The organism is Rhizobacter sp. P1_G5, assembly GCF_056405435.1.
The window spans coordinates 1-10489 of record NZ_JBFUCB010000165.1 but is presented as its reverse complement, the minus strand read 5'-3'; the positions used below and the strand labels follow the sequence as shown (position 1 = coordinate 10489).

Genomic DNA, 10489 nt, shown 5'->3' with positions numbered 1-10489 from the left:
ACCTCGGCGAGGTGAAGGCGCGGCTCGGCGAGCTGAAGGCGATGGGCATCCGGATCTCGGTCGACGACTTCGGCACCGGCTACTCGTCGCTCGGCCACCTGAAGGAGCTGCCGATCGACAAGATGAAGATCGACCGCTCGTTCGTGAAGGACCTGCCGGACGAGCACGACTCGGCGGCGATCGCGCGCGCCATCGTGCAGCTGGCGCGCAGCCTGGACATCACGGTGATCGCCGAGGGCGTCGAGACGATCGCGCAGCAGGATTTCCTGACGCGGCTCGGCTGCGACGAACTGCAGGGCGAGCTGGTCAGCTCGCCGCTGCCGGCGGCGGCGTTCGAGGCGTGGGCGATCGCGCTGGCGCGGCCGGCGCTGGTGTGAACGCCGGGCGCAGACTCACCGACTCAGGGCCGCGTGATGATGTCGTCGTTGGCGAGCCAGCGCTCGGCGGCCGCGGCGGTGCGGACGGACAGGCCTTCGACCAGCGATGCCTTGACCAGGTCCCTGACGCCGGTGTCGCGCGATTCAAGCGCCCGCTCCATCAGCTGCAGCAAGCGGGTGACGGGTTCCGCCCCGGCCGGTTCCTTCACCAGCCCCATCACCACCCGGGTGACATCGGCCATGAATACCGCAGGCACCAGGCCCTGGTGGGCCTCGATGTGCTGCCTGTGCAACGCTGACAGTTCGGGAACCTGCGTCAGCAGGTCGTCGATGAACGCCGCGATGCTCATCTGCTTTTCCAGGGGGCTCACGGGATCCTTCGGAGCGGTTGACTGCAACCGACCTGTGTGACCCCGGGCGCCGATTGGTTCCCTGGCGGACGGCTCGTGCGGCCCGTCAGCGCTTCTTGACCGGCCTCGTCCACCCCTCGAGCGACACCTGCTTCGCGCGCGACACCGTCAGCTGGCCGGCCGGTGCGTCCTTCGAGATCGTCGAGCCGCCGCCGATCGTCGCGCCGGCACCGATCACGACCGGCGCGATCAGCACGCAGTTGCTGCCGACGTGCACGTCGTCGCCGATCACGGTGCGGTGCTTGTTCGCGCCGTCGTAGTTCGCGGTGATGCTGCCGGCGCCGTAGTTCACGCGCTCGCCGACCGTCGCATCGCCCAGGTAGGCCAGGTGGTTGGCCTTCGCGCCCTTTGCGAGCGTCGAGTTCTTCACCTCGACGAAGTTGCCGATGTGCACCTCGTCGCCCAGCTGCGCGCCGGGGCGCAGCCGCGCGAACGGGCCGACCAGCGCACCGCGCCCGACGCTGACGCCCTGCGCCTCGCCGTCGATGTGCGTGAATGGATGGATCACCGCGCCGGCCAGGAGGCGCGCGTTGCGGACCACGCAGTTCGCGCCGATGCGCACGCCGTCGCCGAGCTCGACCTCGCCGTCGAAGATGCAGTTGACGTCGATCTCGACGTCGCTGCCGCAGGTGAGGCTGCCGCGCACGTCGAAGCGCGCCGGATCGGCCAGCCGCACGCCGGCCTCCATCAGCGCCTCGGCACGGGCGCGCTGGTAGCGGCGCTCCAGGTCGGCCAGCTGCATCGGGCTGTTGACGCCCAGCACCTCGGTCTCGCTCTTCGGCTGCGCGGTGACGACCGGCACGCCGTCGGCGACCGCCATCGCGATGATGTCGGTCAGGTAGTACTCGCCCTGGGCGTTCTTGTTGTCGAGCCTGRCCAGCCAGCCCTTCAGGCGCTTCGTCGGCACCGCCATCACGCCGGTGTTGACCTCGCGGATCTCGCGCTGCGCGGGCGTCGCGTCCTTGTGCTCGACGATCGCGCGCACCTGCTCGCCGTCGCGCACGATGCGGCCGTAGCCGGTGGCATCGGCCAGCGTGATCGTCAGCAGCGCGAAGCGCTCGCCGCCGCAAGCATCGACGAGCGCGCGCACCGTGGCCGCCTCGATCAGCGGCGTGTCGCCGTTCAGGATCAGCGTGGTGCCTTCGTCGTGCAGCTGCGGCACGGCCTGCTGCACGGCGTGGCCGGTGCCCAGCTGCGGCATCTGCCGCACGAAGAGCAATCCGGGTGCCTGCACCGCCGCCTCGACCTGTTCGGCGCCGTGGCCGGTGATCGTGATGATGCGGGTCGCCCCCAGCGATGCTGCGGTACCGAGAACATGCTGCAATAGGCTTCGCCCGGCCAGCTTGTGCAAGACCTTGGGCAGGCTGGATTTCATGCGGGTGCCCTTGCCCGCGGCCATGATCACGATGTCGAGTGCCATGCAACGTCCTTTTTTCAGGTCGGTGATTATCGGCGTCGCGCTGGCGCTGACCACCCTGCTTTCAGGGTGTGGTGCGATGCGCCTGGCCTACAACCAGGCGCCGGACCTCGGCTACTGGTGGCTGGACAAGTACATCGACTTCAACGACGAGCAGACGCCGCGGGTGCGCGACGCGATCACGTCGTGGTTCCGCTGGAACCGCCGCACCCAGCTGCCGGACTATGCGCAATGGGTGGACAAGCTGGCCGGCGAGCTGCAGCAACCCATCACGGCCGCCCAGGCCTGCCGCTGGACCGACGAGGTCGAATCGCGCATGTTCACCGGCCTCGACCAGGCGCTGCCGGCGCTGGCCGAGACGGCGCTGTCGCTGAGGCCGGAGCAGCTGAAGCACATCGAGAAGCGCTACGCGAAGGTCAACGAGGACTATGCCGACGACTACCTGCAGCCCGACCCGCAGGACCGGCTGAAGGCCACGATGAAGCGCACGATGGAGCGCGCCGAGATGCTGTACGGCGACCTCGACGAGGCGCAGACCGAGCGGGTGCGGCGGGCGATGGCGGCATCGCCGTTCGACCCGGAGCTGTGGCTGGCCGAACGCAAGGCGCGCCAGCAGGACGTGCTGCAGACGCTGCGAAAGCTGCTGGCCGAGCGGCCGCCGCAGCCCCAGGTGCAGGCCGCGCTGCGCGCGATCGCCGAGCGGGTGCAGCACTCGCCGCGCGAGAACTTCCGCAGCTACCAGGAGAAGCTGACGCGCTACAACTGCGAGTTCGGGGCGCAGCTGCACAACACGACGACCGCGGAGCAGCGGCAGTACGCGGCGAAGAAGCTCAAGGGCTGGGCCGGCGACTTTCGCGCGCTGGCGGCGGACACCGGGCGATGATGGATCAGCTCGGCGGAAGCTGGATCGTCACGCGCCGAGGGTTGATCCCGGTCTGCGGAAAGTCCTTCAGCGCCGCGTCGAACATCGCGGCGATCATCGCATCGCCACCCATCGTCGTACCGTCGTTGGCCGCGCGCGCCTCATACACCACCTGCCCGGACTGCCGGTCGCGGATCAGCACCGCCACCTCGCGGTCGTAGTAGGTCGTGTCGTAGTAGCGCGGGCCGAAGTAGCCGGGCGGGCCCCAGAACGGGCCTCGGCCATAGCCGCCGTAGCCGTAGCGCGAACGGAACAAGCCGCCATGCCACCAGAACGGGTCGTCGTACGGCGAGACGTCGTAGCGGTTGATGCGCGCGCYGACCTGCACCGTGAAATCGGCCGCCTTCGCGTCGCCCGCCTCGCTGAAGCCGGCCACCTGCAGCGAGTGCCGGGCCATCGACTCCAGCTTCTCCTGCTCCATCGCCCGCGCCTGCTGCGACGGCAGGCGCTCGAAGGCGTAGGTCGATGCGCTGCGCCCGGCCGGCCATTGGCTGTAGGTGGAGACGTTGCTGTCGACCGCGTTCATCGCGGCACACCCCCCCAGGCCCAGCAGCGCGCCGGCCAGCAGGGTGGTGGTCAGGGCAGGTTTCCACATGGTCGGCCTCCGTCAGGTCAAACGTGCAGCTTGATGGGCACCGCGTCGCCGGCGGGTTCGGCCGGGGCACAGCTCTCGTCGTCGTCGAAGGCCCGATCGCCAGCGGCATCGGGCACGCCGGTGGTTTTGAGTGTGGTGAACGGGTAGAGGTTCCGGTCCATCATGTGCGACGGCACGATGTTGCCCATCGCGGTGAACATGTTCTCGATGCGGCCGGGGAAGCGCTTGTCCCAGTCGCGCAGCATCTGCTTGGTCTGCACGCGCTGCAGGTTCTCCTGGCTGCCGCACAGCGTGCACGGGATGATCGGGAACTGCCGGTGCGCGGCCCAGCGCTCCAGGTCGGGCTCGGCCACGTAGGCGAGCGGGCGGATCACGATGTTCTTGCCGTCGTCGCTGACCAGCTTCGGCGGCATGCCCTTCATGCGGCTGCCGAAGAACATGTTCATGAACAGCGTCTGCAGCATGTCGTCGCGGTGGTGGCCGAGCGCCACCTTGGTCGCGCCGAGCTCGCCGGCCACGCGGTACAGGATGCCGCGGCGCAGCCGCGAGCACAGGCTGCACATCGTCTTGCCCTCGGGGATCAGGCGCTTGACGATCGAGTAGGTGTCCTGGTTCTCGATGTGGAACGGCACGCCGCGCGACTTCAGGTACTCCGGCAGCACGTGGTCCGGAAAGCCCGGCTGCTTCTGGTCGAGGTTCACCGCCACCAGCTCGAAGCGGATCGGCGCGCGCTGCTGCAGGTTCAGCAGGATGTCGAGCAGCGCATAGCTGTCCTTGCCGCCGGACACGCAGACCATCACCTTGTCGCCGTCCTCGATCATGTTGAAGTCGGCGATCGCCTGGCCGACCTGGCGGTGCAGGCGCTTGCTGAGCTTGTTGATCTCGAAGGCCTGCTTCGCCTCGTCCTTGGTGTCTTGTCGGTTGTCCAGTACGGCACTCATCACAGGTCCTTCTTCATTCCAAACACTTCGCAGCCGACGGCTTCGCAGTCGGGGTACACGTCGGGTTTCGCGGTCGACACGCGCGCGGCGCGCACGCGCGGGTGCGCCAGCATCAGCGCCAGCACGTCGTCGCACAGCGTTTCCTGCAGGTGGATGTGGCCCTGCAGCACGCGGTGGGCGATGGTGCGGCGCATGAAGTCGTAGTCGACCACCTCGTCGAGCTTGTCGGCCTTCGGCGTCGACATCGCGAGCGGAATGTAGAGATCGACGTTGATCAGCACCCGCTGCTCGCCCCTCTTCTCGAATTCGTGCACGCCGATGTTGATCCGCACCTCGTAGTCGTGCAGGAACAGCCGGCGGCAGTCCATCAGGCTGGGGTTGCTGAGGAGCGAATGCATGTCAGGTCTTCTTCCCGGGATTGGCAATGAACATCACGTCGCGCGGCTGGCCCTGCAGGTGCTGGCCGCCATCGACCAGCAGCGTGCTGCCGGTGACGGCCGGCGACTCGATCAGGAAGCGCACCGCGTGCGCCACGTCGCCCGGCGTCGACGATCGTTGCAGCGGCGTCAGGCCGTGCGCCTGGGCGAATTCTGCCTCGGTCATCGCGCCCGACAGCAGCGTGACGCCGGGCGCGACGCCGCACACCCGCAGCCGCGGCGCGAGCGCCTGCGCGAGCAGCACGGTCGCCGACTGCAGCGCCGCTTTCGACAGGGTGTAGGACAGGTAGTCCGGATTCGGATTCCACAGCTTCTGGTCGAGCAGGTTGACGACGCAGCCGTGGCCGTCGCGGGCCGCCAGGTGGGCATGCAGGGCCTGCGCGAGCAGCACGGCCGGGCCGGTGTTGGCACGCCAGTGGGCCTCCATCGCGGCGTAGCTGAAGCTGTCGACGTTGTCGTAGGCGAAGGTCGACGCATTGTTGACGACCGCGTCGAGCCGGCCCAGGCGCTCGCAGACGGCCGGCACCAGCGCCCGGCAGGCGGCCTCGTCGGCGAGGTCGGCCGCGAACACCTCGGCACGGGCGCCGAGCCGCGCGGCCTCGTCGGCGGTGACCTGCGCCTCGTCGCGCGAGCTGCGGCAGTGGATCGCGAGGTCGTGGCCGTGCGCGGCCAGCTCGAGCGCGATCGCCCGGCCCAGGCGGCGGGCCGCGCCGGTGACCAGGGTGACGGGACGTGCGGACATGGCTTTCTACAATCGGGGCATGCAAACCCCACCAGCCGGCAGTGTATCGGCGGCGCTTTCGTCGCTGATCCGCCAGGCCATCGCCCGCAACGGCGACTGGCTGCCTTTCGACCGCTTCATGGCGCTCGCGTTGTACGCGCCCGGGCTCGGCTACTACAGCGCGGGCGACCGGCAGTTCGGCATGCTGCCGTCGTCCGGCAGCGATTTCGTCACCGCCCCCGAGCTGACGCCGCTGTTCGGCCATGCGCTCGCGCGCCAGGTCGCGCAGGCGCTGCGGGCCTGCGACAGCCGCGAGGTGTGGGAGTTCGGCGCCGGCTCCGGCGCCCTGGCCGAGCAGCTCCTTGAGGCACTGGCCGCCGACGGCCTCGCGCCCGAGCGCTACACCATCGTCGACCTGTCCGGCGCGCTGCGGCAGCGCCAGCAGCAGCGGCTGGCGCGCTTCGGCGACCGGGTGCGCTGGGTGTCGGAGCTGCCGGCCGCGATGCGCGGCGTGATCGTCGGCAACGAGGTGCTGGACGCGATGCCGGTGCAGCTGCTGCACTTCGACGGCACGCAGTGGCTCGAACGCGGCGTCGTCGCGGCCGGTGATGGCCGGACCGAGGGCTTCGCGTGGAGCGACCGGCCGACCGCCCTGCGGCCGCCCGTCGAGGCCCCGTTCGTGCCCGGCACCGTCACCGAGATCCACCCGCAGGCCCGAGCCTTCATCGCGACGCTGGCCGACCGGCTGCAGCGCGGCGCGGCCTTCTTCATCGACTACGGCTTCCCGGAGGCCGAGTACTACCTGCCGCAGCGCCACGGCGGCACGCTGATGTGCCACCAGGGGCACCGGGCCGACGGCGACCCGCTGGCCGAGGTCGGCCGCAAGGACATCACCGCCCACGTCGACTTCACCGGCATCGCGCTGGCYGCACAGGATGCCGGGCTGGAGGTGGTGGGTTACACCACGCAGGCCCATTTCCTGATCAACTGCGGGCTGGTCGACCGGCTGGCCGATGCCGACCTGAAGACCCGCGCGAATGCGCAGAAGTTGTTGCTGGAGCACGAGATGGGCGAGCTGTTCAAGGTGATCGCGCTGGCGCGCGGCTGCGATGCGTCGTTCACCGAGGCCCCGCTGGGCTTCGTGCACGGCGACCGCAGCCATACCCTCTGACCCGGACCCGACGACCATGGGCTTGCGCTGGCTGCTGGTGATCCTGATCGCGCTGCTGCTGTTCAGCGGGCTGCAGCGCTGGCTGCTGAAGATCGGGCTCGGGCGGCTGCCCGGCGACTTCCGCTTCCGGCTGTTCGGGCGCGAGTTCTTCATCCCGATCACCAGCAGCGTGCTGCTGAGCCTGGTCGCGCTGGCCATCACGAAGCTGATCTGAAGCCAGTGCCGCCGGCAGGGACACGGACAAACCAGACTTGCGCCGCCCCCTACAACTGGTTACAACGGCCTCGCTCCCTTCTCTGGGATGCACAAGGAGGCCCGCATGGCTGAAGCTCTGAAATCGCCGACGACGCAGCAGGACTATCAGGAATCCCGCATCGAGGAAGAACCCATCCTCGGTCCGGTGCTCGCGATGCCCGACGGCCGCATGCACCCGCTCAGCTGGCTCGACCGCCTGAAGCTGCGGCTGCACCTGACCAACGCCCGGGCGCTCGAGTCGCGCTACTTCGCCACCTGAGGCGATGCGCCGCACAGGCTGCCCGGCAGGTCTGCACAACCTGCCCGGCGTGTTGCGCTTGTCGGTTCCGGTGTTCGTCGCGCACGAATGGCGTGCGCTGCGCTGGCTGCTGATGCTCGACGATCGGGCGCGCAGGCGCATGACGCTGCACCTGCGCAACCGTCAACTGCCGGTCGAAGGCTGAGCTGCGAGGTAGTCCGACACCGCCGTGTAGCGCGCATGGCGGATCGCCGAACCGATCGCGGTGCCCTTCCAGCCGCGCGCCAGGGCGTCGCTCGACACCTTGGCCGTGTCCACCGCCAGCGCCGCGTCCAGCGCTCCCTGCAGGCGCGGCCGCTGCGGATACGGCCGATCCTCGAAGCCGGTGCGCCCGCGCGCATCGCATTCGCAGGCGAGCAGCAGCTCCGAGAAGCGCGCCGGCCGCCGCCACACGTCGCAGCGGTCGAACAGCCGCATCACCGCGGAGCCATCCAGCTGCAGGCTGCGGTGGATGTTGCCGTGCTCGCGCGCCACCGCTTCGGCCAGCTCGCGGCAGTCGGTGGGCACCTTCAGCCGCTGCGCCAGCGCCTGCACGAGCTGCACGCTGCGCGCCTCGTGCGCGATGTGGCGCGGCAGTTCGTCGACCGGCGTCGTGCCCTTGCCGAGGTCGTGGCCCAGGCACGCGAAACGCACCTCGAGCGAGGCCCCCAGTTGCGCCGCCATGTCGAGCACCAGCATCAGGTGCACGCCGGTGTCGACTTCCGGATGGTGCTCAGGCGGCTGCGGCACGCCCCACAGCCGGTCGACCTCGGGCAGCAGGCGCGCCAGCGCGCCGCAGCGGCGCAGCACCTCGAACAGGCGCGACGGCCGCGCCTCCATCAGCCCGCGCGACAGCTCCTGCCAGACGCGCTCAGGCACCAGCGCATCGACCTCGCCGATCTCGACCATGTGGCGCATCAGCGCCTGGGTCTCGGATGCGATGCTGAAATCATCGAAGCGTGCCGCGAAGCGCGCGATCCGCAGGATGCGCACCGGGTCTTCCGCAAACGCCGGCGACACATGGCGCAGCAGCTTGTCGGCCAGGTCGCGCCGGCCGCCCCAGGGGTCGACGATGCGGCCGTCTTCGTCCTGCGCCATCGCGTTGATCGTCAGGTCGCGGCGCTGCAGGTCTTCTTCCAGCGTGACGCCCGGGTCGGCATGGAACGTGAAGCCGTGGTAGCCCGGCGCGGTCTTGCGCTCGGTGCGCGCGAGCGCCACCTCTTCCTTCGTCTCCGGATGCAGGAACACCGGGAAGTCCTTGCCGACCGGCATGTAGCCGGCTTCGAGCAGCTCGACCGGCGACGCGCCGACGACCACCCAGTCGCGGTCATTGACCGGACGCCCCAACAATGCATCGCGGACCGCGCCGCCGACCATCCACTTCTTCATCGGCGCAGTGTAGAGGCGCGCACGCGCCGACCGGTCTCAGCGAGCGGTGCGATATGGCTCCTCGAAGGGAAGAAAGTCCTGCTCGGCCAGCGCATCGCGGCACCAGGCATCGACGCCAGGCAGCGCGCGCACGCGCTCGACATAGGCCGCGATCTGCGGCGGCAGCGGCGGCCGGTAGGTCAGCAGCCGCATCACCACCGGCGCGAAATACGCATCGGCGATCGTGAAGCCGCCGAACAGCAGCGGGCCGCCGTGCTGCTGCAGCAACTCGCTCCACATCTGCACCAGGCGGTCGAGGTCGGCGCGCACCGCCGGCTGCTCGCGCAGCAGCCGTTCGCCGACCTCGGGCAGCGAAGCCTCGACGTTCATCGGGAAATGGTTGCGCAGCGCGCCGAAGCCGGAATGCATCTCGGCGCACACGCTGCGCGCCCGCGCGCGGGCCTTCGCATCGGCCGGCCACAGCTGCTTCGCGGGGAAGCGCTCGGCCACGTATTCGGCGATCGCCAGCGTGTCCCAGACCGCGAAGCCGTCGTCGACCAGCAGCGGCACGCGGCCGGTCGGCGAGTGGCGCGCCAGCTCGGTCTTGAACTGCGAATCGGGCTCGAACGAATCGAAGCGGACCATCACCTCGTCGAACGGGATGCCGGCCTGCGTCAGCAGCACCCACGGACGCATGGACCAGGACGAGTAGTTCTTGTTGCCGATGTAGAGCTGCATGGCGGGCCTCGGGGTGTCGAGTGGGTCGGTAGGGGGTCTTGCATCGTAGGCGAGCGGTGCTCTGCGCCGGCCGCGCCGACCGATGAGATTTGCGAATGGAAGCCATGCCTGCCGCGCATCCGCGGCGGCCGGCCCGCGCTCAGCCGCGTCCGGCCTGTCGCCGCCAGCCTTCGAGCCGCGCCGGCCCGGCGCTGCTGCCGAGGTACGCCGGCACCACCGCTTCGAGGCCGGTGCGGCGCACGCCGAGCGCACCGAGTCCCGGCAGCGCTTCGTTGGCGACGTTCGGCACCTTCATCGAATCGAGGTTGTCGCGCGACATCAGCGGCGTGCCCGGCAGCCATTCCATCAGCCCGGCCTGCAGCCGTGCGAGGCCGTCGGGCAGCGCGATCAGCGGCCGCGGATGGCCCGACCAGCGCCCGGCCAGCCGCACCAGCTGCGACAGCGTCCAGACCTTGGGCCCGGCGCAGTCGTACGAACGCACCCCGGCCCCGGCCGCCTCGCGCGCCAGCGCCTGCGCGATGCCCGCCGCGACGTCCTGCACCCACACCGGCTGGAAGCGTGCATCGGCGCCGCCCAGCGGCAGCACCGRCAGCACCCGCTGCAGCTGCGCGAACAGGTTCATGAAGCGGTCTTCCTCGCCGAACATCACCGACGGGCGCAGCAGCGTGACGTCGAGCCCGGATTGCTGCAGCACCGCCTCGCCGGCCGCCTTCGAGCGCAGGTACATGCTGGGCGCGCCGGCCTGGGCGCCGAGCGCGCTTATGTGCACCAGCCGGCGCACGCCGGCCTGGCGGCAGGCGTGGGCGATGCGGTTCGGCAGCTCGACATGCGCGCGCTGGAAATCCGCCTCGCCCCCGTGC

General features: G+C 69.9%; 15 protein-coding genes. 6 read left to right on the top strand and 9 right to left on the bottom strand.

What is annotated here, in order from left to right; genetic code table 11:
• Nucleotides 1-377 (top strand): EAL domain-containing protein (locus AC1D12_RS13755; RefSeq protein WP_477840978.1); only part of this gene is annotated, 377 nt, incomplete at its 5' end.
• A gap of 23 nt (nt 378-400) precedes the next feature.
• Here AC1D12_RS13755 and AC1D12_RS13750 read toward each other — a convergent pair.
• Both AC1D12_RS13750 and glmU read right to left on the bottom strand, forming a co-directional pair.
• Nucleotides 401-748 carry a DUF7674 family protein gene (locus tag AC1D12_RS13750; RefSeq protein WP_465110633.1) on the bottom strand — a complete coding sequence of 116 codons (348 nt, stop codon included), beginning with the start codon at nt 746-748 and terminating at the stop codon, nt 401-403.
• Between the two features lie 85 nt (nt 749-833).
• Nucleotides 834-2207: a bifunctional UDP-N-acetylglucosamine diphosphorylase/glucosamine-1-phosphate N-acetyltransferase GlmU gene (gene glmU, locus AC1D12_RS13745; protein WP_477840976.1), complete on the bottom strand. Its 1374-nt coding sequence runs from the start codon at nt 2205-2207 to the stop codon at nt 834-836.
• On the opposite strand from glmU, the gene AC1D12_RS13740 reads away from it, so the two are divergent.
• Nucleotides 2206-3087, top strand: coding sequence for a DUF6279 family lipoprotein (locus AC1D12_RS13740; protein ID WP_477840974.1), 882 nt, complete (start codon nt 2206-2208; stop codon nt 3085-3087). The genes glmU and AC1D12_RS13740 overlap by 2 nt on opposite strands.
• A gap of 4 nt (nt 3088-3091) precedes the next feature.
• On the opposite strand, the gene AC1D12_RS13735 is transcribed toward AC1D12_RS13740, so the two are convergent.
• The 4 genes from AC1D12_RS13735 to AC1D12_RS13720 are packed head-to-tail and all read right to left on the bottom strand — an operon-like array spanning nt 3092 to nt 5841.
• Nucleotides 3092-3721, bottom strand: a complete 630-nt coding sequence (locus tag AC1D12_RS13735) for a DUF4136 domain-containing protein (RefSeq protein ID WP_477840972.1) — start codon at nt 3719-3721, stop codon at nt 3092-3094.
• A 17-nt stretch (nt 3722-3738) separates the two neighbouring features.
• A complete protein-coding gene (gene ttcA / locus AC1D12_RS13730; protein WP_465110629.1) occupies nt 3739-4662 on the bottom strand; it encodes a tRNA 2-thiocytidine(32) synthetase TtcA in 924 nt (307 codons plus the stop codon).
• Nucleotides 4662-5060: a dihydroneopterin aldolase gene (locus AC1D12_RS13725; protein ID WP_047507768.1), complete on the bottom strand. Its 399-nt coding sequence runs from the start codon at nt 5058-5060 to the stop codon at nt 4662-4664. The genes ttcA and AC1D12_RS13725 overlap by 1 nt, the downstream gene beginning before the upstream one ends.
• Before the next feature lies 1 nt (nt 5061).
• Nucleotides 5062-5841: an SDR family oxidoreductase gene (locus AC1D12_RS13720; protein ID WP_477840970.1), complete on the bottom strand. Its 780-nt coding sequence runs from the start codon at nt 5839-5841 to the stop codon at nt 5062-5064.
• A 19-nt stretch (nt 5842-5860) separates the two neighbouring features.
• On the opposite strand from AC1D12_RS13720, the gene AC1D12_RS13715 reads away from it, so the two are divergent.
• From AC1D12_RS13715 to AC1D12_RS13700, 4 genes are all read left to right on the top strand, one after another.
• Nucleotides 5861-6991: a class I SAM-dependent methyltransferase gene (locus tag AC1D12_RS13715; RefSeq protein WP_477824956.1), complete on the top strand. Its 1131-nt coding sequence runs from the start codon at nt 5861-5863 to the stop codon at nt 6989-6991.
• 16 nt (nt 6992-7007) lie between these two features.
• Nucleotides 7008-7205, top strand: coding sequence for a DUF2905 domain-containing protein (locus AC1D12_RS13710; protein WP_047507774.1), 198 nt, complete (start codon nt 7008-7010; stop codon nt 7203-7205).
• Nucleotides 7206-7310: 105 nt separating this feature from the next.
• Nucleotides 7311-7505, top strand: a complete 195-nt coding sequence (locus tag AC1D12_RS13705) for a hypothetical protein (protein ID WP_156154948.1) — start codon at nt 7311-7313, stop codon at nt 7503-7505.
• A gap of 49 nt (nt 7506-7554) precedes the next feature.
• Nucleotides 7555-7689, top strand: coding sequence for a hypothetical protein (locus tag AC1D12_RS13700; protein WP_477840968.1), 135 nt, complete (start codon nt 7555-7557; stop codon nt 7687-7689).
• Here AC1D12_RS13700 and AC1D12_RS13695 read toward each other — a convergent pair.
• From AC1D12_RS13695 to AC1D12_RS13685, 3 genes are all read right to left on the bottom strand, one after another.
• Nucleotides 7668-8912, bottom strand: coding sequence for a multifunctional CCA addition/repair protein (locus AC1D12_RS13695; protein WP_465110626.1), 1245 nt, complete (start codon nt 8910-8912; stop codon nt 7668-7670). The two genes, AC1D12_RS13700 and AC1D12_RS13695, sit on opposite strands and share 22 nt — an antisense overlap.
• A 36-nt stretch (nt 8913-8948) precedes the next feature.
• On the bottom strand, nt 8949-9629 hold the full coding sequence (locus tag AC1D12_RS13690; RefSeq protein WP_477824957.1) for a glutathione S-transferase family protein: 681 nt from the start codon (nt 9627-9629) through the stop codon (nt 8949-8951).
• Nucleotides 9630-9768: 139 nt separating this feature from the next.
• On the bottom strand, nt 9769-10489 hold a 721-nt coding region (locus AC1D12_RS13685; protein WP_477840966.1), incomplete at its 5' end, for an NAD-dependent epimerase/dehydratase family protein.